Here is a 24577-nt window from a genome sequence, read left to right as displayed (position 1 = left end):
CCCGTGGCGCGGGCCCTCACAGCTCCTTGGCGAACCAGACCTCCGCGTACGGGTTGCGCCGGTGGAAGGCCGGGACCTCCCCGTAGCCGTGCTTCGCGTACAGTCCGCGCGCCTCCACCAGGTCGAGACGGGTGTCCAGCCGGAGCAGCCGCACCCCGAGCGCCCGCGCCTCCTCCTCGATCGCGGCCAGCAGCAGCCCGCCGCCGCCCGTCCCCCGGAACTCGGGGCGTACGTACACCCGCGTCAGCTCCGCCGAGCCCGGCAGGGCCTCCTCCGTCAGCAGCAGCCCCGCGCAGCCCGCGGCCCTGTCCCCGTGGCGGCCGACCACGAACCGGCCCGTCGGCGGCAGCAGCAGGTCCGCGCCGTCGTCCGTCAGCCCCTCGGCTATCTCCGCGTCGGTCGCGGGCCGCTGCCAGTAGCGGCTCGCGACCTCGTCGTAGTAGTCGCGGCGCAGCGCGGTGGAGTCGGGGGAGTCGTAGCGTTCGGCGGTCACAGTCCAGGTCACGTGGGGCATTCTTGCTCTCCACCCGTCTTAGGGCGACACGATTTTGCCGCAGGGGGCACCAGTGAACCGACCCGCCACCCACACCCGCCCCGGGCACCCCGGGGCGAGGGCCCGGGCCGTCCAGGGCCTCGCCCACCGCTGGATACGGGACGCCCTGGCCACCGGGGGCCCGGCGGCGGGCGGCGGCAGCTTCGTCTGCTCGCCCGCCGGGCTGTGGCTGGCGCTCGCCGCCGTGGCCGCCGGGGCGCGCGGCGGGACAGCCGAGGAGCTGCGGGCGCTGCTCGGTACGGCGGACCGGGAAGCGGCCCCCGCCGTGACGGCGGCGGCCCGCGAGCTGGCGCTGACCGGTGCGCTGGGCGTGGCGACCCGGGTGTGGGCCCGGGTGCCGGTCGAGCCCGCCTACCGCGAGGCGCTGCCGGACGTCCGCTTCGACGACCTACCGGACCCCGCGGCCGCCGACGCCTGGGTGCGCGGGGCGACCGGCGGGCTGATCGAGCGGCTGCCCCTGGTGATCACCGACGACACCCTGCTCGCCCTGGTCGGCGTCCTGGCGCTGAAGGCCCGCTGGGAGAAGCCGTTCGACATCCGGCGGACCCGGGACCTGCCGTTCACCGACGCGTCGGGGACGACCCGCCCGGTGGCGACCATGGCCCGGGACGTGCCGCTCGCCGACGTGTGGGCGGTGGACGGCCGTCACGTCGTCGAGCTGCGCTGCACCGGAGGGGAGGGCGGTGCGGACGGGGCCCGGGTCAGGTTCGTCCTGGGCGAGCCGGGCGCGGGGGCGGCCCGGGTGCTGCCGGCCGGCTGGGCGGACCGGGACGCCGGGGCCCGGCCGGAGGCGGACCGGGTGACCGTCACACTGCCCCGCCTCACGCTCCGCACCCGCATCACCGTCACCGAACAGCTCTCCGCGCTCGGCGTGCGGCTGGCCACCTCCGACGCGGCGGACTTCTCCGGCCTCTCGCCCGAGCCGCTCGCCCTCTCGGACGTCGTCCAGGAAGCCGTGCTGAAGGTGGCCGAGGAGGGGGTGGAGGCCGCGGCGGTCACGGTGGTCGCCCCGCGGGCCGCGGGGGCGGCCCCGCCGCCGCGGCTGCTGCACCTCGCCTTCGACCGGCCGTTCGGCATCGTCGTCCTGCCCGCCGCCGGTGACGTCCCGCTCTTCGCCGCCTGGCAGGCGGACGCCCCGGCGGCCCCGCCCCGACCCGGCCCGGTCCCACCGGCCTGACCCCGCCCAGCGGCCGTCGGACAGGCCCCGCCCCGCGCCCCCGCTCCCGTAGCCCCCGGCGTCCTTCGGCCCTGAGCACGGTGACCGTCAGGCAAAGAGGGGGTTGATTGTGTCTACCTCGTAGGGCAATGCGAGGCTTCACCCTGCGCTGCCCCGAGTGGAAGGGGCGGGGACGGAACGGGTGGGAAGGTCGGCGCAGCGTGGCGAATGCGGATCACAGGGTGCGCGGTGGCGCGGTGACGGACGCGGTGGCGGACACGGTCGCGGACGTGGAGAGCAGGACCCGGCTGACCCGGGTCGTGCTCTGGCTGGTCGTGGCAGTCCTCGGGATACGGCAGATGGCGGTGGTGCTGCGGCAGCCGCCCGGGGAACGGCTCACCGATCTGGAGACCTGGATCGGGGAGAACGGCGTCCTGCACGGCACCGGCTCGCTCTACGACGGTGACCGGTTCACCGGCACCCCTTTCGCCGGACTGGTGCTGAAGCCGCTCACCGCGTCGGCTGAGGCGTCCCTCGGCGTCGCCTGGACCTTCGGCTCCCTGCTCCTGGTGGCCGCCCTCGGAGCCGTCGCCGCCCGCGCCCTGCCCGAGCCGGTCGGCCGGCGTACGGCGCTGCTCGCCGCCCCCGTCGCCATCACCCTGCTCATGCTGTCGCTGCCGGTCCGCAACACCCTCCACCTCGGCCAGACCAGCATCCTGCCGGTCCTGCTGGTGCTGCTCGCCTGGTTCGCCGCCCGGGACGACCGGCTGCGGGGGGTCCTCGTCGGCCTGGCCGCCGCCCTGCAGCCGACGCTCCTGCTCTTCGCCGTCCTCCTCTGGCTGACCGGCAGGCGGCGGGCCTCGGCAGCCTCGCTCGCGACCTTCGCCCTCGGCACGGCCGCCGCCTGGGCCGCCGTGCCGAAGGACTCGTGGACGTACTGGATCCACCACGGGGCGGGCGCCGGGCTCGGTGAGCGGCCGGACAGCCTCGCCAACCAGTCCCTGCACGGCGCGCTGCTCCGGCTCGGCCTCGAAGGACCGGTCGAGATCGCCCTCTTCCTCGTGCTCGCCGCCGCCGTCGCGTTCATCGGCGTGCGCCGCGCGGTCCGCTACGCCCGGGACGGGCAGCTGCTCCTGGCCGTCGCCGTGACCGGGTGCGTCGTCGTGGCCGTCTCCCCGACCGCCTGGCAGCACCAGCTCCTGTGGGTGCTCCTCGCCGTCGTCGGCAAGGTCGGCAAGCGCGCCTCCGACCGGCTGGTCTGGCCGGCGGTCGTGGTGCTCGTGGTCACGCTCCCCGGCCAGATGCTGCTCCCGAACGTCGGCCCGGTCACCTCCGTACGGGACAACGCGCTGCTCCTCGCGGCGCTCGGCGCGGCCTGCGCCACCCCGTTCCTGCTCCGCACCTCGCCGTACTGGGCGCGGCCGATCCCCACGGACTACGCGCGACCGGTCGCGGCGCGATGGAGACGCGTGCCGCTCCTGCCGTTCTGGCGCCGGGTGCTCCACCGCCCCAACCTGCTGCTGGAACTCCTGCTCATCCGCGTCGTCTACTCCGCGTACGCACAGGTCCGCCTCGCCGCCACCGCCGGCCGCCCCCTCGCCGAGGAGCACGGCCGGCAGATCCACGCCATCGAGCAGTGGCTGCACATCGACATCGAGCTGTGGGTCAACCACACGGTCGTCCAGATCACCTGGCTGCGGGAGTTCTTCGACTACTACTACTCCACCTTCCACTTCATCATCCCGCTGGCGATCCTCGGCGTGCTGTACGCGCGCCGCCCCGCCGACTACCGGTGGGCCCGCACCTCCATCGGCTTCGCCACCGTGCTGGCGCTCGTCGGCTTCTGGCTCTACCCGCTGGCCCCGCCCCGGCTGATGCCCGGCCTCGGCTTCATCGACACCATCCACGGGGTCCAGGACTTCGCGAAGCCCGACTACGGAACGCTGACGGGGGTCACCAACCAGTACGCGGCGATGCCGTCGCTGCACTTCGGCTGGTCGCTGTGGTGCGGGGTGGTCATCGTGATCCTCGCGCCGAGGCTGTGGATGAAGGCGCTCGGTCTGCTCCACCCGCTCTTCACCGTCGCCGCGATCGTGGCGACCGCCAACCACTGGGTGCTGGACGCGGTCGGCGGCGCGCTGGTCGTCTCGCTGGGCTTCGGGCTGACGTATCTGCTGGCGGGCCCGCGGAAGCTGAAGCCGGTGACGGAGGAGAAGGAAGCGGCGCCGGACCCCGTACCGGAGCCCGCCCCGGGCCCCGAACCCGTACGCGCCGAAGTGGTCGGCCCCGAACCCGTAGGCGCCGAAGCCGTCGGCACCGGAGGGCCGTCGGCAGGCAACAGGCAGGGCACCGGCAGCTGACGGCGTGACCGGCGGGCAGCGGGCCGAAGGGGTGCCGGGGCGGCTTTCGCCGTCGCCCCGGCACCCCTTCGGCGTGGATCGTCGCGTCCCCTCATGGTCCGCCCGCCGCGCACGCTCCGCCACTCGTGGGCGCCGCTCCTCAGGAGCCCCGGGGCCTCAGGAGTGACGGGGCTCCTCGAACCCCACCCGCGCGTCGAACGCCGCCCGCCGGGTCGCCCGGCGCAGCGCCTTCAGCAGCGTCGGGCCGATCGTCAGCGTCAGCGCGACCGTGAGCACCGCCCGGCCCAGGTCCCAGCCGAGCGAGGTGGCCGCGCAGTAGGCGAGGAAGCGCACCAGGTTCTCGTGGAGCGGGTCGCCCGCGACGAACGAGATGCCCGAGGCCAGCCCGGGGATGATCGTCCAGCCGTAGAGGTTCATGACCGTGCCGTACGCGAACGCCGCCACGGACCCGTAGACCGCGAGCATCGCCAGCTCCGCCCTGCCGCGCAGCCGGTCCGGGCCAGGCAGCAGCCCCGCGCCCATCGTGAACCAGCCCATCGAGAGCATCTGGAACGGCATCCACGGTCCCACCCCGCCCGTGAGCAGGGCGGAGGCGAACATCGTCACGGAACCGAGCACGAAACCGAAGCCGGGCCCCAGCACCCGGCCGCTCAGCACCATCAGGAAGAACATCGGCTCCAGGCCCGCTGTGCCCGCCCCCAGCGGGCGCAGCGCCGCCCCGACCGCCGCCAGGACGCCGAGCATCGCGACGGCCTTGGCGTCCATGCCGGACTCCGAGATGGTCGCCACGACCACCGCGACCAGCAGCGGCAGCAGTGCGGCGAACAGCCACGGCGCGTCCTGGGCGTGGGCCAGCCCGGAGCCGGCTCCGGCCAGCAGCGGCCACCCGAAGGCGACCACCCCGACCGCGCTGACCAGCACCAGCGCGGCCACCGACTTCGGCCCGAGCCGCACGGGCCGGGGAGCCCGTACCCGCTCCTGTACCGCTGTCGCGTCGCTCATCGGCCCGTCCTCTGCCGCACGGGCCGGGGAGCCCGGTCCCGTACGCCCGCTCCGCCTCCGCTCACGCGCCCGCCTCCAGCGCCGCGCGCACCTGGGAGACGGTCAGCCACTCCCGCGGGGCGAGGATCTTCGCGGTCTGCGGGGCGAAGGCGGGGGAGGAGACCACCACCCGGCCGGTCGGGCCGTCCGCGACGACCTCCCCTTCGGCGAGGATCACCACCCGGTGGGCCAGCTCCGCCGCCAGTTCCACATCGTGCGTGGCCAGGACGATGGCGTGCCCTTCGGCCGCCAGCGAGCGCAGCACACCGACGAGCCGCCCCTTCGCCGCGTAGTCCAGGCCCCGGGTCGGCTCGTCCAGCAGCAGCAGCGGCGGGCGGGCCGTCAGCACCAGGGCGAGGGCCAGGGCGAGCCGCTGCCCCTCGGAGAGGTCGCGGGGGTGCGTGGCGTCCCCGACCCCCGGCAGCAGCTCGGAGACCAGGGCCCGGCAGGTGCCCTCCGCCGCGCCCGCGTCCCGGTCGGCGGCGGCGCACTCGGCGGCCACCGTGTCCGCGTACAGCAGGTCGCGCGGCTCCTGCGGGACCAGGCCGACCCGCCGGATCATGGCACGCGGATCGGTACGGGCGGGAGCCAGGCCGCCCACGCGGACCGAGCCGGAGGTGGGCTCGACCATGCCGACGAGGGCGCCCAGCAGCGTGGACTTGCCTGCCCCGTTGCGGCCCATCAGCGCCACGGTCTCGCCCGGCGCCACGGTGAGCGTGACCCGCCGCAGCGCCTCGATCCGCCCGCGCCGCACACTCAGCGCATCGACCCGGGTGACGGGGTCGGCCGCCGGTGCCTCCGCGGCCCTCGTGCGGCCCAGCAGACGGGCGATCCGTCCCGGGCGCGGCCCGCCCGACACGGGCCCGGGCGCCAGGGGCACACTTCCGGACGGCTCCGGGGGTGCGGGCGGCGCGGCCTCCGCCAGGCGGGCCCGCAGGCCACCGGCCCCGCGCCGGGCGTCGCGTACCGAGAGCGGCAGCGGGTCCCAGCCCGCCAGCAGCCCCAGCTCCGCGACCGGCGGCCGGACGGGCGACACCTTCATGATCTCGGCGGGCGGGCCCAGCACCGGGGCGGCCCCCGGCGCGGGCAGCAGGACGACCTGGTCCGCGTACTGCACGACCCGCTCCAACCGGTGCTCGGCCATCAGCACGGTCGTCCCGAGGTCGTGCACCAGCCGTTGCAGTACGGCGAGGACCTCCTCGGCCGCCGCCGGGTCCAGCGCGGACGTCGGCTCGTCGAGGACCAGCACCCTGGGGTGCGGGGTGAGCACCGAACCGATCGCCACCCGCTGCTGCTGGCCGCCCGAGAGGGTCGCGATCGGCCGGTCACGCAACTCGGCCAGGCCCAGCAGATCGAGCGTCTCCTCCACCCGACGCCGCATCACGTCCGGTGCCAGGCCCAACGACTCCATGCCGTAAGCGAGTTCGTCCTCGACCGTGTCCGTGACGAAGTGGGCCAGCGGGTCCTGTCCCACCGTGCCCACCAGATCGGCCAGTTCACGCGGCTTGTGGGTGCGGGTGTCGCGCCCGCCCACGGTGACGCGGCCGCTCAGCACCCCGCCCGTGAAGTGCGGGACGAGCCCGCAGACCGTCCCCAGCAACGTCGACTTGCCGACCCCCGACGGGCCGACGAGCAGCACCAACTCCCCCTCCGGCACCGTGAGGTCGACGCCGGACAGGGTGGGCCGGTCCGTCCCGTCGTACCGTACGGAGACCCGCTCGAACCTGATCACGCCTGCTCCTTGCCGCTACGGTCGTGTGCATCGGGGCCGCGTACCGGAGGCGGTACGGGGGCGACCAGCGCGGGCACCAGCCCGACCAGCACCGCCGCCGCCGGCCACAGCGGCAACTCGGGCGCTGTCAGCGGGACGACACCGGGGTGCAGCGCCTCCGGATCGACCGAGCCCGCCCAGATCATCACGGCCGCCACCACCGCACCCGACCCCGCCACCAGCCAGGCCCGTGCACCCCACCGGTCCGGGCGGTAGCGGGTGCGCACCGAGCGCCGCCCGCCCAGCCGCAGCCCGGCCATCGCGGCGAGGAGCCCCGCCAGCAGCACCGGCAGCCCGTACCCGGCGCCCTGCGCGGCCAGCAGACCGTACGTCCCCGCGCACACCCCGAGCAGACCGCCGAGCGTGAGCACGTCGGTGGTGAGCCGGACGGCGGGCGGCACCTGGGCGGTACGCCCGTAACCGCGCGCGTCCATCGACGCGGCCACCGCCACCGACCGTTCCAACGCCCCCTCCAGCACCGGCAGTCCGATCTGCGCGACCGCCTTCACCCCACCGGTCGGCCGTCCCCGCAGCCGCCGCGCGGTCCGCAGCCGGACCACATCGGCGACCATGTTCGGGGCGAACGTCATCGCGACGACGACGGCGACCCCCACTTCGTACAGCGCGCCGGGCAGCGACTTCAGCAGCCGGGCCGGGTTGGCGAGCGAGTTCGCCGCGCCGACGCAGATCAGCAGGGTGGCCAGCTTCATCCCGTCGTAGAGCGAGAAGACCAGCTGCTCCACCGTGACCCGGCCACCGATCCGCACCCCCTGCGCCCAGTCGGGCAGGGGCACTTCGGGGAGCGTGAACGCGGTGTGCGAGCCGGGGATCTGCGAGCCCAGGAAGGCGGAGAAGAGCAGCCGCAGCGCCACGACGAAGAGCCCGAGCTTGATGAACGCCCCGTAGGAGCGGGCCCAGGGCGCGTCCGTGCGCCGGGCCGCCACCACATACCCGGCCACCCCGACCAGCAGGCCGAGCAGCAGCGGGTTGGTGGTCCGGGAGGCGGCGGTGGCCAGCCCCAGCGCCCAGAGCCACCACGCCCCGGCGGGCAGCGCGTTGGACCGGCTCGCCTCGGGCGCGTGCAGGGCACGCCGGAGCAGCCGGGGCGTGCCCGGGGCGTACGTCATCGGCGGTGGCGGGCCTGGAACACGGCGGCGGCACCCAGCAGCAGGACGGCCGCGATGCCGACGAGGAGCCCGGCGGAGGGACCGCCGCCACTGCTGTCGTCGTCACCGTCCGCGCTCGACGGTGCGGACGGCTCCGCACGGCCGCTGTCCTTCCTGCCGCCGTCTCCGTCGCCCGACACCTGCTCGCCGCAGCCCGCCTTCGGGTAGCCCGAGATGGCGCAGATCATCGCGCTGCTGTCGTACCGCAGCGGCTTCGCCACCGAAGCCAGCGCCTCCGCGCTGCTGGCGTCCGGCGCCACCTGGGCGCAGGCGGTGCGCAGTGCGGGCGGCCGCTCGCCGTCCGGGGCGTCCTCGGGCGTACCGGGGTCGATCACCAGGGCCACCCGCTTGGTCCCGTCCTTCGCCGGGGTGTCCGCGCAGATCGCCCCGAAGTCGGGGGCGTGGCGCGGCTGGTCCGCGTCGGAGGAGTCCTCGCTGACGGCGAACCGGAAGCCCTGGACCGTACCGTCGTCGGGGCGGACCAGCGCGGGCCCCTGGGTGGCGTACGCCCAGCTCGTGCCGCTGCCCTCCCAGAAGGACCAGTAGCGGTACCCGGCGGCCTGGGCGCTCCCGGCGCCCAGCAGGACGGCCGAGGCGGCGAGCAGGGCGACGAGCAGCGCGCCGACGGAGTTCCGGAGCGGCGGGAGGACGTACGGACGCCTCACGGCCGGTGTCCCGGATTCCGTACGTCTCACGGCTGCTGCTTCTTCCGGCGCATGCTGAGCAGGAAGCCGATGCCCGCGCCGAAGAGCAGGCCGACGCCGATCAGCCACCACAGGCCGGGGCCGCCCTCGTCGTCGCTCTTCACGCTGTCGGAGGACTGGCCGCCGGTCGGCTCGGACGAGGGGGGAGCGGAGGTCGCGGCGGGCGCGGGACCGGTCGCGTTGAGCTGCTGGACCAGGTCGACCCCGCCGAAGCTGCGGGCGTCGGCGCCGGTGGCGTGCGCGGCGAGGATCAGCTGCGCGGTGGCGGCGGGCCCGCCCTGCTGCGCCCAGGCCTTGGAGTTCTGCTCCAGCCACTCCACGGAGGCGGCGGCCTTGTCCTTGTGGCCGGAGGCGGCGAGGGCGAGGACCGCGTCCGCCGTGTTCCCGAAGTCGGGCTGCGGCTCGCTCTCCTCGGCGCCCGGCATCGGGGGCTGCTCCAGGTAGGGGGAGGCGGCCAGGGTGGCGGCGAGGTAGTGGGCGCCGTTCTGCGCGCTCTCCTCGGGGGTGAGGTCGTCGCCCTCGCGGCAGACGGGGTCCTTCACCGCGTTGGAGTTCCCGACGGCCATCCCCTTGCCGAGCAGGCCGAGCACGGCGGCGGCCGAGGCGTCGTTGTTGGCGACCAGCTCGCCCTTCTTGCCGGGCTGGTAGGCGAAGGCGCCGCCGTCCTTCTTCCCGCACGGGATGGCCAGGGACTGGAGCGCGGTGTAGGGGGTGGAGCCGTCGGCGGTGGTCAGCTCGGCGACCGGCACGTTCGTCCGGGCGAGGGCGCCGATCACGACGGCGGTGGAGTTGGCGTCGCTGGGGCTGCCCGGGTTGTACCCCCAGCCGCCGTCCTCGTTCTGGACGGACTTCAGCCAGTCGGCCCCGTTGTCGGCGGCCTCACGCTGTCCGCCCAGCGCGGCGAGGGCCTGGACGGCGGCGGCCGTGGCGTTGGTGTCCATCACCGTCGACGCGTCGCACGGCTGGGAGGCGTCCCGGAACGAGGTGAACGCGCCGCTGTCGCACTGCTGCTCCAGCAGCCAGGTCACGGCCTGCGGCGACGGGGTGACGTGCTCGATCCTCTGGGCGAGGAAGGCCAGCGACTGCCGCCACACCCCGTCGTAGGTGGGGTCCGTGGTCCCGTACAGCCCGCTCGGCAGCTCGGCCGACGGGGAGGGACTCGGCGCGGCGGACGCGACGGGTGCGGCCGCGGCCAGCAGAACGGCGGTGGTCGCGAGCGCGGCTGCGCTGCGGCGTACGGTCATGGCGGGCTGTGCCTCTCCTGCGGGGACCGGCTCACCCGGGCGCACGACGGCACCGGGCTCCGGCCCCGTACTGCCTCGACGGTGCCGGCCACCGGGGTTCCGGTGGCCCTGGGGCCGTGGTCACACTGCCCCTGGCCGCTCACGCTCCGCGGACAGGGCGTTCCGGCTGCTGCCGCCGGAGGGACGGCGCACGGCCGGGGCGGGCGTCGGACCGGTACCGGCTTCCCCCTGTACGGGCATGATGACGACCTGCCCACTCTACCGGTCCGCAGGGTCCCTCCCCGGGGCGGCGGGCCGCTCGCGTCGTGGCATGTGTCGTGCGGGCGGGGTACGGCTCAGGTGGCGATGTACGTGACCGGGTCGCTGCCGCCCACCGTTTCCGCGCGCCCGAGCTTCACCAGTCGGCGCAGGTGGGACTCGGCCTCCGACACGGCGATCGACCGCGAACCGTGCGGGATCTGCTCCCAGGGCCGGTTCCACACCATCCGCCCGGCCGGCTGCCACGGGGTGCACGGGGTGGCCGGCAGGGCGAGCAGCCCGGGTCAGCCGCTCCTCGTGGTGGTCCGGCGGCTCCCGTAGGCGCCCGCCCGCGTCGGCTCCGGCCTGTGCGTCAGCCACGCCCCGAACACCTTCCACCTGGACGCCGCTCGCCGGTCCCGTCCCCTGACCGGGGACCGCGACGCCGGTGAACAGCTTCTCGCGGCGGCGGAGGGCTGTCCGGTGGAGGCGATCACGCTGACGCCGACGGGGACGGGGGAGGCGGTGTTCCCGCCGGAGGAGCAGGGACGCCCGCCCGAACGGCTCCGGAGGCCGCAGGGCGCCGGCGCGCTGCCGACGCCCCGAGCCGCGTACCACCGGAACGCCGTGCCCCGGTGGTACGCGTCAGACCGCCGGTTCGCCCTCCACCTTCCTGGCCGTGCCCTCCGGCGCACGCCGCAGCGCACGGATGGCCGGGACGCTGAGCATGACGGCCAGGAGGAGGCACGACACCACCGAGGAGAAGATCAGCACCTCGTTCGCGCCGAACCTCTCGGCGGCTGGTCCCGCCAGGGCGCGGCCGAGCGGGATGACCATGATGGAGCCGGCCACGTCGTAGGCGGAGACGCGGCTCAGGACCGTGAGCGGGATGTGCGACTGGACGCTCGTCGCCCACATCACCCCCCAGAAGGCGAAGCCGTAACCCGCGATGACATGGGCGACGACGGTGGCGGCGAAGGACCATTCCAGCGCCGGGGCCAGGGGGTTGAGCGCGAAGCAGAGCATGGCCAGGGCGCCCGCTACGAGGGGGCGCCTCGGACGGACCCGCATCCCGACCAGGCCGCCGATGATCGTGCCGGCCCCGTCGGCGGAGGCGATCCAGCCGTAGCCGCTCGCCCCGTGCTGCTCGATCATCAGCGCGGCGCCCAGTGGCAGCGAGGGGCCGAAGACGAACAGTCCGTAGACGGACCAGACGGCGATGACGCCCCAGAGCCACTGCCGGGAGCGGAACTCCTGCCAGCCCGCCGCGAGCCTGCGCCACATCGGGGCGTCGCCCTCGTCCCGCTCGGTGCGCAGCTTCCGCAGCGGCAGCAGTACCACCGCGCTGAGCGCGTAGGCGGCCGCGATGACGAGGTACGAACCCGACACGTGCCAGTACGCGACGAGGAGGCCGGCCAGCCCCGGGCCCAGCAGGGCGCTCAGGGCCTCTGAGATCCGCAGCAGTGCGTTGGCCTTCTGGATGTCCTCGGCGACCCGGGGAACCATGCTCGCCATACCGGGCTGGAACATCGCGGTCGCTGCCCCGCTGAGCGCCATCAGCGCCATGATCTGCCACAGCGGGACACGGTCCGAGGAGAAGAGCAGCGCGGCGAGTGTGATCATGGCCAGCATCCGCACCAGGTCGGCGCAGATCATCATCAGCTGAGGGGTGAACCGGTCGGCCAGTACCCCGCCGAACAGCACCAGCAGGACGATCGGGGTCATCCACGCGGCCAGCGCGTAGCCGACGCCGCTCGCTCCGTGGCCCGCTCCCAGCACAGCGGTGGTGAGGGAGACCATCAGCATGCCGTCGGCCAGCAGCGACGCGCTGCGGGCCGTGAAGAACAGTTGGAACCTGCCCGACCGCCAAGGGCTGGGCAGCGGCTCGGGCCTCTGCTGGAGGGTCGTGTCGTCGACGCTCATGTCACACCTGCCGGCTTCGGCCGGTCCCTTCCTCGATGGTCTTCAGCTGACGCCAGGCGTCGCTCCGGTCCGGGTCGGCCGGCGGGGCCGTGACGAGGACGTAGCGGCGGGGCGCCAGGACGCCCGAACCGGCGGTGGGAATGAGGGCGGCCAGCGCCCGGTGGACGTCGGCGGGCGTCAGGTGGGTGTCACCGCGGGCGATGTACGCCGTGAGACGCGGTTCCGCGCCGCCCGTGTCGCGAATCGTGCCGTCCACCTCCGGGTCGCGCCCCGCGCCGTCCGGTCCCGGGGTGTCCGTCCCGTGCGGCCGGTCCTCCACGGCCACGTGGACCGGCAGTCCGCCCGTCGCCCGGCTGAGGGTGCGGGCCACGGCCGCGGGCGACACCCAGCAGCCGTCCACCCGGAGCCAGCCGGGTCCGCGTTCGGCGGGACGGACCCCGGTCACCCCGGTCAGCGAGTCCATCGGCAGGTCCCCGGCGGCGGCTGCCTCCAACAGCAGGACCAGACCGGAGAGGAAGCCTTCCGCCTCCTGGGGGGTGAAGAGGGCGGGGTCGGCCCACAAGGACATGTGGAGCTGGGGGAACGTCCGGTACGTGAAGGCGAGCAGCCGGGTCGGCAGTGCCTGGTCCGGGCCCCACGAGAGCTCCAGCTCGGCGTCGTCCCGGTCCTGCGGGGCGGCGGCCAGGAGCGAGGCGGGCAGTGCGCTCACGTCGTTGAAGACCACATCCCGCCCGAAGTGGCTGCCGCGCTCGGTGGTGACCCGGCCGATCATCTCCCACAGGCGCACGGAGTCGAACTGGCTGTGCCGGTAGGCGTTGAGCACCGCCCCCCACGTCCTGGAGACCAGAGCGTCGAAGGACGGCACTCGTACGTCCAGGCAGAGCAGCGCGTCCTGGGCCGCGGTGGTCACCGAGCGGGCGACCCTGGGGTGGAACCGGTTGGAGGTCGGGACGGCGGTGACGCACGCGTCCTGGCCCGCCCGGTGGGCCACCAGGGCGCACCAGGCCGCCAGCAGCACGGTGGCCTCCGGGTTCCCGGTGCGCCGGGACGCCTCGGCGAGTGCCCGCGCGCCCCGGCGGGAGCGGAGTGTCAGCTGCCGGGCCCGGTCGTCCGCCCCCGCGCCCCTGCCGCGCGGCTCGGCGAACATCTCCTGCGGCCCGGTGCCGATGATCCGCTCCCAGTACCGCAGGGACGCCTGCGACTTCCGCAGCCCGGCCGGGGAGGCCTCGACGGCGGCCAGGTCGACCGGGTCGAGGGAGACCGGATCCGGCAGCTCCTTGCCCGCCAGCAGATCGAGGAACTCCTCCCGCAGGACGGCCATCGCGCTGCCGTCCGTCACGGCGTGGCTGCACGCCAGGGCGGCGTACACGGGCATACCGCCGACGGTGAGCAGAGTGATCCGCAGCGGGAACTCGTGCTCCAGGGCGAAGCGCCCGGCCCGTGCGGCGCGTGCCACCGACTCGGCGTACCGCATCGGCTCGCCGGGGAGTTCGCGGTGGTCGAGGACGCTCACGGTGAACGTGCCCTCGGCCGCCACGATCTGCTCCACGGGCGCGGTGCCCGGGGTGTGCGGGAACGTGGTGCGCAGCCCTTCGTACCGCAGGGTCAGCGTGCGCAGGGCGGCGATCACCGGGTCCAGGGCGGTGCCCTCGGGCAGGGGCCACACGTCGTGGTTGTTGATGTGGGTGGGGTCGTCCCGCAGGATGCAGCGGATCATGTTGGCCTGGCCCATGGTGACAGGACCGCGGCGCTCCACGCCGCCTGCGTAGGAGACGGTGACGGTACGCGGGGGGATCGGGTGCAAGGCGTCCTCGGGGGCAGCGGAGTTCATCGGCTCACGGCCAGACCCGTGTCGGCGCCGGCGCGGGCCAGTGCCTGCCAGTGGTCCAGCAGGAGCGCGAAGCCGGCCATGTCGTCCCGGACCTCGGCCAGGAGGGGGGCGCGGCGGGCGGCGAGGGCGTCGGCGACCTCGACGTACCGGCCGCCCAGGCGCCGGTAGGCGCGTTCGACCGTTTCGAGGCGGGGGGCGTTCTCCTCCGGTCCCCGCGCGAGGCTGTCCCGTACGACCTCCGTCACCATGGAGGTCCGCAGCCGCCCCTCCTCGTCGAGCAGCGCGTCACCGGCCGCCGACGTCCGGGCGTGCACGGCGTTGAGGTACGACTTCGCCAGCAGGAACCTGGCGAAGCGCAGCTGGTAGGCGAGGAAGCCCGCGTCCGTACGTCGTTCCTCCGTGTGGAAGTTGACGATGTGCCGGTTGTGCCGCACGCCGGGCAGGCGGGCGTCGTGGACCAGGTCGAGCAGGAAGTAGTCGGTGCCGATGGTGTCGGTGGCGGGCGGCAGCGGCACCCGGCGGTAGACCTCGTGGTCCAGGGCGATGTTGCACATGTCCACGCGCGTCGGACTGAAGGGCGCGAGGGTGGTGCGGTCGCCGTCGAAGGAGGCGTCCCCGGCCCCCCGGAAGGCCTCATCGACCAGATGGCCGCGCCAGATCGCGGGGCAGTCGTCGGGGATCGAGAGACCGACCAGCTCGCGGTAGGTGTCCGGGTCTCGGCGGCGGATCTCCGCGATGTCCACCGACATCTCTCCCACGAAGGAGCCGCCGACCGCCGCCACCGGGCGGTCCCCGGAGCCCGGCGCGATCCTGCTGCGCGTCGCCGACTCCCGTACCTCGTCGGCGCGTCGGCCCAGGAAGGTGAGTTCCTGGTGGAGGGGGAAGACGGGCTCCCCGCCGAAGGACTGGTAGCGGCTGTCGGAGTCGCGGCGGTGCACGGAGGTGCAGCGGAGGGCCTGGGCGATGAGGAACGCCCGGTTGGTGCAGGCGCCGTAGGAGACCCGGGAGGGCAGCATCAGCTCCAGCAGCCGGTCCGGCTCGGTGGCCGCGGACCGGCCGATCACCTCGCGCAGGAAGCCGCGCTGCCCGTCCTCGTCCAGGTGGTGGACGCTCACACCGGGTGCCGGAGGCAGGGCGGCGACGGCCTTCCGGTGCCCGGCGAACACCGGGGCGGGGGAGGAGTCCAGCACAAGGAGGACGACATCGGCATCGAACTCCCTCGCCCCGTAAGCCGCTTCGTCCGCGACCGCCGCGATGGTGGCGGCGCACTCCCGATGGGTGGGCAGGGTCAGGCAGACGCGGCGCACGAGGGCTCCCCGCTCTGTGCGGCGGGTGCCGGGTCCTCGACCGGGTCCTGCCAGGAGGCGAGCCCCAGCAAGCGGCGGCCCAGCGGGTTCAGCTCGGCCGTGGGGTAGCGCTTGGCCTCGGGCAGCACCGGGTCGCCGACCAGGGTGCGGTTCCAGCGCGGGGTGCGCAGATGGCGCCAGGACTCCACCCGGGACCTGCACAGCCGCTCATGTTCCTCCAGGGCGGGCATCATCGACAGGTACTGCACGGCCCGCACCCCGCTCTCGGAGAGGTTGCGGGCCACGCCGTGGGCGAGCAGGCCGTTCCAGATGAGCAGGTCGCCGGGGCGCAGATCCGGCCGCACGACGGGGAGTTCGTCCCGGTCGATGGCGGGGCGCAGCGGGTCGCGGTCGGCGGGCTGGCCGGCCTTCCAGGTCTCGAACCGCCGGAACAGCTCCGGGCAGCACTGGAAGCCGCCGGTCTCAGGCCGGGTGTCGTTGAGCGCGATGATGCCCTGCACCCGCTGCGGTGGCACACCCAGGGTGGTGTCGATGTCCCAGTGCAGCTCGATGTCGAAGCCCCGGTCGGTGGGCTCGATCAGCGCGCGGTCCCGGATGCCCCGGTTGGGCGGGTTGAGGTTGAGCCGGTCCAGCGTGACCCACAGCTCCTCGCAGTCCCAGACGTCGACGAACGCGTCGTACACCCGCTGTGACTGCCTGTTGTCCCAGAGGAGTTGGTGGTGGTAGGCCTCCACGAATCCGTAGATCAGCAGCTGCTGGTCCAGCTCGGAGCGCAGTGGCCTCTCCTCGTACCAGCTCTCCGGCCGTTCGGGGTCCAGGCCCTGGAAGTCCCAGGTGAAGTCGAGCAGCCGGCGGGCGTGGGAAGCGGGAATGGCCTCCCGGACGATGACGTAGCCGTAGGTCTGCCAGTGGGCGAAGTCCTCCTCGGAGAGCACCCGGAGCGGCCGCGACTTCTCCAGCTCGCGCAGGGTGGTCTGGGCCAGGTAGGACTCGCCGTCCGCGCTGAAGTACGGGAGGTCGGACGCGGCGCGGTGCAGGCGGGGCCGGCGCCGAGGGGCGGGAGTCGTCACGAGGTTGATGGCAGGTCCTTCTCTCGGCCGGGTCCGGGCGGCGCCCCGTTCGGACGGGGCCGGCCGCGATCGGCACGGGCAGATGGCTGCGTCGTGGTGAACGGCGTTGTGACCACGTCGCTCAGCAGGATTGGTCCAGACCGCTGTGAGTGTCAAGTGCCGCGCCAATATGCGGATATGCGGTCGCTTTCCACCCCGGGGCGCCAGGAGGCCGATGCTCGCTGTTCGTCATTTTTGGTCTAGACAACATGTGATCAGCGGGCCTACTGTCCAAGAGTGCGGACGGATTCATGACGGGTCGTCATGCCGTCTCGTGCCTGCCCTCCGGTCGGTGACGGCCACGCCCGGCGGCGTTGCCGGAACGATGACGCCCTCCGCGGGCCCGCCGGTCGATCCGGGCGCATGCCCACACCGAGAGAGACGCGGTTCGATGAACGCATCCAGCATCACGGCCCTTCCCGGCATCGAGCTGAAGAGTCCCGGCGCCGGGCTGATCGCACTGGACCCGGTCCGTACCGCACTGCTGAGAGGGCTGGACGAGCTGCTGTCGGGCCTGGCCGCGCGGCTGTCCGCCCCCGAGGTTCTGGGGCCGCCCCTGCTCTCCGTCGAGGGCTTGGCCCGGCTGGACTTCTTCCGCAACTTCCCACACCTCGGGGTGTCCGCCGGACGGTTCGGCCCGGAGGCGCTCGACGGCCTGGCTTCCGGCGGTGCACCGCAGGACCTTCCCCTGGTGCCCACCGGACATCTGCTCCCGTCCGCCACCTGCTACGGGCTGCTGCTCTCGCTGGAGGGCCAGGATGTGGGCGAGGGCGGGGTGCGCGTCTCGGCGGTCGGCCGTTGCTTCCGCAACGAGACGCACTACGACGGCCTGCGCCGCCTGTGGGGCTTCCACATGCGCGAGGTGCTCTACCTCGGCAGCAAGGAGGGAGCGGCCGAGCACCAGGAGCGCGGGGGCGAGTTCGTCCAGGAGGTCGCGGGGCGGCTCGGGCTGACGCTGACCCGGGCGGCGGCCGACGACCCGTTCTACGACAACGGGGGATCGCGGGCGCGTCTGATGGCGCTCGACCCGGTGAAGTTCGAGTACAGCGCCCCCGACGGCACGGCCATCGCCTCCGTCAACCGGCACCGCAACTTCTTCGGCGAGCGGCTCGGCATCCACGCCGGTTCCCACGGGCCCGCGTACAGCTCCTGTGTCGCGTTCGGCGTGGAGCGCTGGGTGCACGCGATGATCCTCGCCCACGGCTCCGCCGAGCACGCCCTGGACCGGCTCCGGGCCGCCGCCTCCTGACCCCTTCACGCGGATTCCGGCTTCCTGCCGCCGGTCTCCGGCAGTCCCCCGAACGACAAGAGGAACGATGCCGACCATGGAACAAGTCGTAGCGTGGCTCCACGAGAAGAACCCCGGCCTCGACGGCGCGATCGGCTTCGAGGAGGATCTCATCGAGGCGCGTCTCATCGACTCGATGGACTTCCTGGAGTTCATCGATCTCCTGGAGGAGATCTCGGGCAGCACCATCGACCTCCAGGAGGTCACCATCGACGACTTCCGCACCCTCGCACGTGTCCGGGAGCGGTTCCTGAACTCCTCCGAGCCGGCGGAAGTGCCGGCCGGGTGAGCACGGGCCGGTGATCCGCCCTCCTGCCCGGCCCTCCGTGTCCGGGCCCTCCGCAACCGCCCCGCCGCCCGCGCCCCCCGTGGTGCTGGTGGCCACCACCGCGGAGGTGCTGGCCCACCCGGACCTCCATGTGTCCATGCTCGCCCCGTGGGAGCGGCGGCGGCTGGCGGGGATCAGGATCCCCGGCCGTCGCGACGACGTGGTGGCGGCCCGGCTGCTGCTGCGGCTGGGGGCCGCCCGGTTCACCGGGCGCCCACCCCGCGAGGTGGAGCCGGCCCAGCTCTGCCCCACCTGCCGGGGGGCCGGTCACGGGCGTCCGTATCTGCCCGGGTACCCGGGCGTGGGCGCCAGTTACAGCCATGCCGACGGGCTGGTCGCGGCGGCCGTCGCGACCGGGCCGGTCGGGATCGACGTCGAGCCGCTGGCCCGTCGGCCCGGCTCCCTTTCCGTACTCCGTCGCATGCTGTCCGGGGCCGAGGCGGCGTCGGCCCTCGCCGAGCCCGAGCCCGGCCCGGCACTGCTGCGGCTGTGGGTCCGCCGGGAAGCCCTCCTCAAGGCGGGCCGGGATGACCTGGAACTGACCGAGTGGACGGACCACCACCGCCGGGCGGTGGTGGCTCTGGCCACCGGGCCGGCCGGCCGCGTTCGTGTGCCGGGGCCCGGCCCCTGCCCGGACCTCGCTGAACAGACCCGTGGCGCTCGCCCGCGCCCTTCGGCGTCAACTGCCCGGGAACGAGCTACCGGGTGGTCGACAGCTCTGAAGAGCGGGTGTGATGCGGGCTGCGGCGGAGCGGCAGCAGCTGGCTGAGAGCCATCAGGAGCATTCCGCCGAGTAGCAGGGCGCTCCCGCCGAAGAAGGTGACATCCCAGGGAAGGTCGGGCAGGATCCGGAAGTAGACGAGGCTCCGCAGGAGGAGGGAGGCGCCTATGAAGAGGGCGCCGAGTCCGTGGAGCCGGGGCCTGGTGACGTGGCGGCGGGCCGTGGGCAGGACCCACCCCGTCCGGATCCCGACCGTTCCCAGCGTGATGGCCAGGAGCCCCAGCAGCGCGTTCGCCCCTACTACCCATGCCATGCCGTCGCCCCGCCCTGAGCTGGAAGAGGCCCGAGTCGCGCGTGACGACCGGCCCGAAGATGCCTCCATCATCGCCGGACCCGGTCATGGCCGACCATGCCGGGGTCGGGCAGTCTTCGTCCCGCTCCGCTGCCGGACGCGCGCGGCGTGATCACGATCCGCCGTACGGGCCCCGGGGTCTCACATGCGAAGCCTCGGGCTCTCAGGCCCGGCCCGGCTCCGCCGTCAGGTCGATCAGGCGGCAGACCGTCTCGATATCGATCTTGACCTGGGCGATCGACGCCCGCCCCGACAGCCAGGTGATCAGCGCCGAGTGCCAGGTGTGCTCGATCACCCGCACCGCCGAGAGCTGCTCCGGCGTCGGGTGTTCCAGGCCCATCGCGTCCAGGATGATCGCCGTCGTCAGGCGGGAGACGGTGTCCACCTCCGGGCTCACGCTGCGGTCGGCGAAGGTCAGGGCGCGGACCATGGCGTCGGCCAGGTGCGGTTCGCGCTGGAGGGCGCGGAAGGCGCGCATCAGGGTCTCCGCGACCCGCTGGGCCGCGTCGTCCCCGGCCGGCGGGCGCTTGCGCAGCGTGGTGTGCAGGTGCTGGAGCTGGTCCTGCATGGTGGCGACCAGCAGATGGATCTTGGAGGGGAAGTAGCGGTAGAGCGTGCCGAGCGCGACCCCCGCCGCCTCCGCCACCTCCCGCATCTGCACCGCCTCGAAACCGCCCCGGCCGGCGAGCCGGGCGCTGGCGTGCAGGATGCGGCGGCGACGGGCCTCCTGCCGCTCGGTCAGCGGAGACTCCGTGCGTTCCGTCGGCACAGGCGCTGCCGGTCTGGCGTCCGCGGTCATGCTGTCCCCATCCGCGATCCGTGAGTGGTCGATCCGTGCATCATCTCTGATCCCGCGCCCCGGAATCCTCTGATCCGCGCCCCGGAATCTCTGATCCCGCGCCCTCCTGACGGAACGGTGGACCGGGCGCGTGCGGCGGGGCGCGCACAGCATGCCAGGGCGTCCGCCGTGGCGCGAATCACCTGATCCGGCCGTCACGCCGTCGCTACCTGCCGGTAGATTCGATGCACGTGGAAGGGGCAAGTCTGGAACTTGTTCTAGATTAGCGCGACCGGTTACGCTCCGGCGAACACGCAGCCAGAAGGGGGCCGAGTGTGACCGCTGAGGCCATAGAGACGGGCCCCCGCACGGGCGACAGCAGCTCCTCCGCCGGGGCCGGCGACCGGCCGTTGCGTATCGCGCTCCTCACGTACAAGGGCAACCCGTTCTGCGGCGGGCAAGGGGTGTACGTCCGCCACCTCGGGCGTGAGCTCGCCCGGCTCGGGCACAGCGTCGAGGTGATCGGCGCGCAGCCCTACCCCGTGCTGGACGAAGGCGTTCCGCTCACCGAACTGCCCAGCCTGGATCTGTACCGGCAGCCGGATCCGTTCCGTACGCCGAAGTGGGGCGAGTACCGGGACTGGGTCGACCTCGCCGAGGTCGCCACCATGTGGACCGGCGGCTTCCCCGAACCGCTCACCTTCAGCCTCCGCGCCCGCCGCCACCTCCGGTCCCGGCGCGGTGAGTTCGACGTCGTCCACGACAACCAGACCCTCGGTTACGGGCTCCTCGGAGACCTCGGGGCCCCGCTCGTGACGACGATTCACCACCCGATCACCGTGGACCGCCGGCTCGACCTGGCCGCCGCCACCAGCCGCCGTCGGCGCGCCTCCGTACGCCGCTGGTACGCCTTCACCCGGATGCAGAAGCGGGTCGCCCGCAAGCTGGACACCGTGCTCACCGTCTCCGGCTCCTCCCGCGACGAGATCGTCGAGGACCTCGGCGTACGCGCGGACCGGATCAGCGTCGTCCACATCGGCGCCGACACCGAGCTGTGGTCGCCCGACCCCTCCGTGGCCGAGGTGCCGGGCCGCATCGTCACCACCTCCAGCGCCGACGTCCCCCTCAAGGGGCTCGTCCACCTGGTCGACGCCCTCGCCAAGCTCCGTACGGAGAACCCCGACGCCCACCTCGTCGTCGTCGGCAAGCGGGCCGAGGACGGGCCGGTCGCCCGGGCCATCGAGCGGCACGGGCTGGCGGACGCGGTCGAGTTCGTCAAGGGCATCAGCGACGCCGAGCTGGTCGACCTCGTGCGCAGTGCCCAGGTCTCCTGTGTGCCCTCGCTCTACGAGGGGTTCTCGCTGCCCGCCGCCGAGGCGATGGCCACCGGTACGCCGCTCGTGGCCACCACCGGGGGTGCGATCCCCGAGGTCTCCGGCCGCGACGGGGAGACCTGCCTCGCCGTGCCCCCCGGGGACGCGGACGCGCTGGCCGGGGCGCTCGCCCGGCTGCTGGCCGATCCGGAGCTGCGTGCCCGGCTCGGCGCGGCGGGGCGTGAGCGGGTGCTCGCCAACTTCACCTGGGCCCGGGCGGCCGCCGGAACGGCCGAGCTGTACCGTCGGGCGATCGCCGCCCGCGGAGCCGGAGTCCGCAGGTGAGTGCGCCGTCCTCGCGGGTGACCGGGCCGCACCCGGGGATGACCGGGTCGCACCCGAGGGTGACCGGGTCGCATCCGCTGGTGACGGAGGTCCCGTTCGCCGGAACCCGTGACCCGGACCCTGTGACGTGGATCCCGTGATCCGCACCCCGGATCTCGTGATCCGCACCCCGCTCCGCTGAACCCGTACCCCCGAAACCCGTACCTCCGACCTCGAAGGCAGGCCCTCGTGCTGACCGTCGACTTCACCCGCTTCCCGCTCGCCGCCGGCGACCGAGTGCTCGACCTGGGCTGCGGTGCCGGCCGGCACGCCTTCGAGTGCTACCGGCGCGGTGCGCAGGTCGTCGCCCTCGACCAGAACGGTGAGGAGATCCGCGAGGTCGCCAAGTGGTTCGCCGCGATGAAGGAGGCCGGTGAGGCCCCCGAGGGCGCCACCGCCACCGCGATGGAGGGCGACGCCCTCAACCTGCCCTTCCCCGACGACTCCTTCGACGTCGTGATCATCTCCGAGGTCATGGAGCACATCCCGGACGACAAGGGCGTCCTCGCGGAGATGGTCCGGGTCCTGCGGCCGGGCGGCCGGATCGCCATCACCGTCCCGCGCTACGGCCCCGAGAAGATCTGCTGGACCCTCTCCGACGCCTACCACGAGGTCGAGGGCGGCCACATCCGCATCTACAAGGCCGACCAGCTCCTCGCGCGCATCCGCGAGGCCGGACTCAAGCCGTACGGCACCCACCACGCCCACGCCCTGCACTCGCCGTACTGGTGGCTGAAGTGCGCCTTCGGCGTGGACAACGACAAGGCCCTGCCGGTGCGGGCGTACCACAAGCTGCTGGTCTGGGACATCATGAAGAAGCCGCTCGCCACCCGGGTCGCGGAGCAGCTGCTCAACCCGGTCGTCGGCAAGAGCTTCGTCGCGTACGCCACCAAGCCGCACCTTCCGAAGGCCGAGGCGTGAGTACTCCCGAACAGACCGAGCACCTGGTCCTTCCCGGGGTCCTGACCGCGGCCGAGGCCGCCGAGACGGTCCGGGCCCTGCTCGCCGTCCAGTGCGAGGACGGGGCGCTGCCCTGGTTCCGGGGCCACCACCTCGACCCGTGGGACCACACCGAGGCCGCGATGGCGCTGGACGCGGCCGGAGAGCACGCGGCGGCCGAGCGCGCCTACGCCTGGCTGGCCCGCCACCAGAACGGCGACGGCTCCTGGTACGCGGCCTACCACGACGGCGACCCGGAGCGGCCCACCGACCGCAGCCGCGAGACCAACTTCTGCGCGTACGTGGCCGTCGGCGTCTGGCACCACTACCTCGCCACCGGCGACGACGCGTTCGTCGACCGGATGTGGCCGACGGTCTACGCGGCGGTCGAGTTCGTGCTCCGGCTCCAGCAGCCCGGCGGGCAGATCGGCTGGAAGCGGGAGGCCGACGGCACGCCGGTGAACGACGCCCTGCTGACCGGATCCTCCTCGATCCACCAGGCGCTGCGCTGTGCGCTCGCCATCGCGGAGCTGCGCGAAGAGCCGCAGCCCGACTGGGAGTTGGCGACCGGGGCGCTGGCCCACGCGATCCGCAACCACCCCGAGCGCTTCCTCGACAAGAACCGGTACTCGATGGACTGGTACTACCCGGTCCTCGGCGGCGCGATCACCGGGCCCGAGGCCACCGCCCGCATCCAGGAGGGCTGGGACCGCTTCGTCGTCCCCGGCCTCGGGGTGCGGTGCGTGCTGCCCAACCCCTGGGTCACCGGCGGCGAGAGCTGCGAACTCGCCCTGGCCCTCTGGGCGACGGGCGAGTCGGACCGGGCCCTGGAGATCCTCCAGTCGATCCAGCATCTGCGCGCCGAGGGCGGGCTGTACTGGACGGGGTACGTCTTCGAGGGCAACAAGGCCTTCTGGCCCGAGGAGCTGACCACCTGGACGGCGGGTTCCCTGCTGCTCGCGGTGGCCGCGCTCGGAGGGGACGAGGCGACCACCGCGGTCTTCGGAGGCGAACGGCTCCCGGTCGGCCTGGAACCGGACTGCTGCCGCTGAGGGTTCAGGGGCGAGGCGGGCGGGTGGCCGCCGCGGAAATCGGATGAGCGTGTTCTGGCACCGCGGTTAGGCTCCCCGTATGACGCTTCTTCCTTACGACCGTTACTGCGACGAGATCCTGGCCCAGACCGACGCCCTCCGCGCCACGCTGAAGGGTGCGGACCTGGCCGCGACCGTCCCCTCCTGCCCCGACTGGAACCTGCGGCAGCTCGCCGTGCATGTCGGTGGCGCGCACCGCTGGGTCGGGGAGATCGTCCGTGGGCGGGCCACCGAGGACGTCCCCGAGGAGAAGGTGCCGGGGATCGGAGGGCCGGACACCGACGCCCCGGGGGCGCTGGACGCCTGGCTCGCCGAGGGGGCGGCCGCCACCGTCGCCGCGCTGCGGGAGGCGGGGCCGCACACCGAGGTGTGGAGCTGGGCGTGGGAGCGGAGCACGGCGTTCTGGGCACGGCGCATGACGCACGAGACGGTGGTCCACCGGGCGGACGCGGCGCTCGCCGCGCGCGTTCCGTACACGGTCGACGCCGAGGTGGCCGCCGACACGATCGAGGAGTGGCTGCGGATCGTCTCCTTCGTCCAGGAGCAGGGCGACGACCCGGAGGCGAACGAACTGCGCGGAGGCGACCGCTCGTTGCATCTGCACGCCACCGACGTACCCGGGGCGGAGTGGCTGATCGAGCTCGGCGAGGACCGCTTCACCTGGCGGCACGACCACGCGAAGGCGACGGTCGCCCTGCGCGGGTCCCTCACCGACCTGATGCTGGTCTTCAACCGCCGCCTGGCGCCGACGAGCGACCGGGTCGAGGTGCTCGGTGACGCGGAGCTGCTGGACTTCTGGCTGGAGCGGTCGTCGTTCGGGTGAGCCCGACCGGCCGGACTCAGGTGTTCGGCTCTGCCCGGACCCGCGGCGTGTGCGGGTCGGTGGACTGTACGGCGGCGGGGGGGGGGGGGAAGGGGGGGGGGGGGGGGGGGGGGGGGGGGGGGGGGGGGGGGGGGGGGGGGGGGGGGGGGGGGGGGGGT

General features: G+C 73.8%; 21 protein-coding genes and 2 pseudogenes. 10 read left to right on the top strand and 13 right to left on the bottom strand.

Annotation, left to right across the window (positions count from 1 at the left end):
• Positions 1 to 16 precede the first annotated feature (16 nt).
• On the bottom strand, positions 17 to 514 hold the full coding sequence (locus AC0682_RS10750; protein WP_478532232.1) for a GNAT family N-acetyltransferase: 498 nt from the start codon (positions 512 to 514) through the stop codon (positions 17 to 19).
• A 52-nt stretch (positions 515 to 566) separates the two neighbouring features.
• Between AC0682_RS10750 and AC0682_RS10745 the strand changes: the two genes are divergently transcribed.
• Together AC0682_RS10745 and AC0682_RS10740 are read left to right on the top strand one after the other, a co-directional pair.
• Positions 567 to 1730: a serpin family protein gene (locus tag AC0682_RS10745; RefSeq protein WP_478532231.1), complete on the top strand. Its 1164-nt coding sequence runs from the start codon at positions 567 to 569 to the stop codon at positions 1728 to 1730.
• A 128-nt stretch (positions 1731 to 1858) separates the two neighbouring features.
• Complete coding sequence (locus AC0682_RS10740) at positions 1859 to 4069, top strand: bifunctional glycosyltransferase 87/phosphatase PAP2 family protein (RefSeq protein WP_478532230.1); 2211 nt, start codon at positions 1859 to 1861, stop codon at positions 4067 to 4069.
• A 156-nt stretch (positions 4070 to 4225) separates the two neighbouring features.
• On the opposite strand, the gene AC0682_RS10735 is transcribed toward AC0682_RS10740, so the two are convergent.
• From AC0682_RS10735 to AC0682_RS10710, 6 genes and pseudogenes are all read right to left on the bottom strand, one after another.
• On the bottom strand, positions 4226 to 5071 hold the full coding sequence (locus AC0682_RS10735; RefSeq protein WP_478532229.1) for an ECF transporter S component: 846 nt from the start codon (positions 5069 to 5071) through the stop codon (positions 4226 to 4228).
• Between the two features lie 61 nt (positions 5072 to 5132).
• Positions 5133 to 6842, bottom strand: a complete 1710-nt coding sequence (locus tag AC0682_RS10730; RefSeq protein WP_478532227.1) for an ABC transporter ATP-binding protein — start codon at positions 6840 to 6842, stop codon at positions 5133 to 5135.
• The gene (locus AC0682_RS10725; RefSeq protein WP_478532226.1) at positions 6839 to 8008 is read right to left on the bottom strand and encodes an energy-coupling factor transporter transmembrane component T; all 1170 of its coding nucleotides are present in this window, start codon (positions 8006 to 8008) and stop codon (positions 6839 to 6841) included. Before AC0682_RS10725 ends, AC0682_RS10730 begins: the two co-directional genes overlap by 4 nt.
• On the bottom strand, positions 8005 to 8742 hold the full coding sequence (locus AC0682_RS10720) for an SCO2322 family protein (RefSeq protein WP_478532225.1): 738 nt from the start codon (positions 8740 to 8742) through the stop codon (positions 8005 to 8007). The genes AC0682_RS10725 and AC0682_RS10720 overlap by 4 nt, the downstream gene beginning before the upstream one ends.
• On the bottom strand, positions 8739 to 9995 hold the full coding sequence (locus AC0682_RS10715; RefSeq protein ID WP_478532223.1) for a prenyltransferase/squalene oxidase repeat-containing protein: 1257 nt from the start codon (positions 9993 to 9995) through the stop codon (positions 8739 to 8741). The genes AC0682_RS10720 and AC0682_RS10715 overlap by 4 nt, the downstream gene beginning before the upstream one ends.
• 335 nt (positions 9996 to 10330) lie before the next feature.
• A pseudogene (locus AC0682_RS10710) lies at positions 10331 to 10598 on the bottom strand (MBL fold metallo-hydrolase); the annotation flags it as partial.
• Here AC0682_RS10710 and AC0682_RS10705 point away from each other — a divergent pair.
• Positions 10599 to 10775: pseudogene (locus AC0682_RS10705) on the top strand (ferredoxin); the annotation flags it as partial.
• Positions 10776 to 10877: 102 nt separating this feature from the next.
• On the opposite strand, the gene AC0682_RS10700 reads toward AC0682_RS10705, so the two are convergent.
• The 4 genes from AC0682_RS10700 to AC0682_RS10685 are packed head-to-tail and all read right to left on the bottom strand — an operon-like array spanning position 10878 to position 16363.
• Positions 10878 to 12155 carry an MFS transporter gene (locus AC0682_RS10700; protein ID WP_478532222.1) on the bottom strand — a complete coding sequence of 426 codons (1278 nt, stop codon included), beginning with the start codon at positions 12153 to 12155 and terminating at the stop codon, positions 10878 to 10880.
• 1 nt (position 12156) lies between these two features.
• Positions 12157 to 13986, bottom strand: a complete 1830-nt coding sequence (locus tag AC0682_RS10695; protein ID WP_478532221.1) for a condensation domain-containing protein — start codon at positions 13984 to 13986, stop codon at positions 12157 to 12159.
• Positions 13983 to 15293, bottom strand: coding sequence for a DUF6271 family protein (locus AC0682_RS10690; RefSeq protein ID WP_478532219.1), 1311 nt, complete (start codon positions 15291 to 15293; stop codon positions 13983 to 13985). Before AC0682_RS10690 ends, AC0682_RS10695 begins: the two co-directional genes overlap by 4 nt.
• Positions 15275 to 16363 carry a phytanoyl-CoA dioxygenase family protein gene (locus tag AC0682_RS10685; RefSeq protein ID WP_478532217.1) on the bottom strand — a complete coding sequence of 363 codons (1089 nt, stop codon included), beginning with the start codon at positions 16361 to 16363 and terminating at the stop codon, positions 15275 to 15277. The genes AC0682_RS10690 and AC0682_RS10685 overlap by 19 nt, the downstream gene beginning before the upstream one ends.
• Before the next feature lie 430 nt (positions 16364 to 16793).
• Between AC0682_RS10685 and AC0682_RS10680 the strand changes: the two genes are divergently transcribed.
• The 3 genes from AC0682_RS10680 (at position 16794) to AC0682_RS10670 (ending at position 18787) form a co-directional block, all read left to right on the top strand.
• A complete protein-coding gene (locus AC0682_RS10680; RefSeq protein ID WP_478532215.1) occupies positions 16794 to 17651 on the top strand; it encodes a class-II aminoacyl-tRNA synthetase family protein in 858 nt (285 codons plus the stop codon).
• Between the two features lie 76 nt (positions 17652 to 17727).
• Positions 17728 to 17979: an acyl carrier protein gene (locus tag AC0682_RS10675; RefSeq protein WP_478532214.1), complete on the top strand. Its 252-nt coding sequence runs from the start codon at positions 17728 to 17730 to the stop codon at positions 17977 to 17979.
• 37 nt (positions 17980 to 18016) lie between these two features.
• Entirely contained in the window at positions 18017 to 18787 is a 771-nt protein-coding gene (locus tag AC0682_RS10670; protein WP_478532324.1) for a 4'-phosphopantetheinyl transferase family protein, read from the top strand.
• On the opposite strand, the gene AC0682_RS10665 is transcribed toward AC0682_RS10670, so the two are convergent.
• Both AC0682_RS10665 and AC0682_RS10660 read right to left on the bottom strand, forming a co-directional pair.
• Positions 18717 to 19052 carry a hypothetical protein gene (locus AC0682_RS10665; RefSeq protein ID WP_478532213.1) on the bottom strand — a complete coding sequence of 112 codons (336 nt, stop codon included), beginning with the start codon at positions 19050 to 19052 and terminating at the stop codon, positions 18717 to 18719. The genes AC0682_RS10670 and AC0682_RS10665 overlap by 71 nt on opposite strands.
• Positions 19053 to 19254: 202 nt before the next feature.
• On the bottom strand, positions 19255 to 19890 hold the full coding sequence (locus AC0682_RS10660; RefSeq protein ID WP_478532211.1) for a TetR family transcriptional regulator: 636 nt from the start codon (positions 19888 to 19890) through the stop codon (positions 19255 to 19257).
• A gap of 314 nt (positions 19891 to 20204) precedes the next feature.
• Between AC0682_RS10660 and AC0682_RS10655 the strand changes: the two genes are divergently transcribed.
• From AC0682_RS10655 to AC0682_RS10640, 4 genes are all read left to right on the top strand, one after another.
• Positions 20205 to 21527 carry a glycosyltransferase family 4 protein gene (locus AC0682_RS10655; RefSeq protein ID WP_478532210.1) on the top strand — a complete coding sequence of 441 codons (1323 nt, stop codon included), beginning with the start codon at positions 20205 to 20207 and terminating at the stop codon, positions 21525 to 21527.
• A 228-nt stretch (positions 21528 to 21755) separates the two neighbouring features.
• Positions 21756 to 22487 carry a class I SAM-dependent methyltransferase gene (locus AC0682_RS10650; RefSeq protein ID WP_030584022.1) on the top strand — a complete coding sequence of 244 codons (732 nt, stop codon included), beginning with the start codon at positions 21756 to 21758 and terminating at the stop codon, positions 22485 to 22487.
• On the top strand, positions 22484 to 23557 hold the full coding sequence (locus AC0682_RS10645) for a prenyltransferase/squalene oxidase repeat-containing protein (RefSeq protein WP_254812648.1): 1074 nt from the start codon (positions 22484 to 22486) through the stop codon (positions 23555 to 23557). The genes AC0682_RS10650 and AC0682_RS10645 overlap by 4 nt, the downstream gene beginning before the upstream one ends.
• A 79-nt stretch (positions 23558 to 23636) precedes the next feature.
• A complete protein-coding gene (locus AC0682_RS10640) occupies positions 23637 to 24419 on the top strand; it encodes a maleylpyruvate isomerase family mycothiol-dependent enzyme (protein ID WP_478532208.1) in 783 nt (260 codons plus the stop codon).
• Positions 24420 to 24577 lie beyond the last annotated feature (158 nt).

The organism is Streptomyces sp. NPDC043746, from assembly GCF_056436485.1.
The sequence above is the reverse complement of the archived record's forward strand: the minus strand, read 5'-3'. Positions and strand labels throughout refer to the sequence as shown.

Coding starts and splice junctions, on each gene's coding strand:
- AC0682_RS10695 (WP_478532221.1), bottom strand. CDS start 13,986: ATGAACTCCGCTGCCCCCGAGGACGCCTTGCACCCGATCCCCCCGCGT.
- AC0682_RS10700 (WP_478532222.1), bottom strand. CDS start 12,155: ATGAGCGTCGACGACACGACCCTCCAGCAGAGGCCCGAGCCGCTGCCC.
- AC0682_RS10725 (WP_478532226.1), bottom strand. CDS start 8,008: ATGACGTACGCCCCGGGCACGCCCCGGCTGCTCCGGCGTGCCCTGCAC.
- AC0682_RS10660 (WP_478532211.1), bottom strand. CDS start 19,890: ATGACCGCGGACGCCAGACCGGCAGCGCCTGTGCCGACGGAACGCACG.
- AC0682_RS10735 (WP_478532229.1), bottom strand. CDS start 5,071: ATGAGCGACGCGACAGCGGTACAGGAGCGGGTACGGGCTCCCCGGCCC.
- AC0682_RS10680 (WP_478532215.1), top strand. CDS start 16,794: ATGAACGCATCCAGCATCACGGCCCTTCCCGGCATCGAGCTGAAGAGT.
- AC0682_RS10740 (WP_478532230.1), top strand. CDS start 1,859: ATGCGAGGCTTCACCCTGCGCTGCCCCGAGTGGAAGGGGCGGGGACGG.
- AC0682_RS10640 (WP_478532208.1), top strand. CDS start 23,637: ATGACGCTTCTTCCTTACGACCGTTACTGCGACGAGATCCTGGCCCAG.
- AC0682_RS10750 (WP_478532232.1), bottom strand. CDS start 514: ATGCCCCACGTGACCTGGACTGTGACCGCCGAACGCTACGACTCCCCC.
- AC0682_RS10665 (WP_478532213.1), bottom strand. CDS start 19,052: ATGGCATGGGTAGTAGGGGCGAACGCGCTGCTGGGGCTCCTGGCCATC.
- AC0682_RS10675 (WP_478532214.1), top strand. CDS start 17,728: ATGGAACAAGTCGTAGCGTGGCTCCACGAGAAGAACCCCGGCCTCGAC.
- AC0682_RS10715 (WP_478532223.1), bottom strand. CDS start 9,995: ATGACCGTACGCCGCAGCGCAGCCGCGCTCGCGACCACCGCCGTTCTG.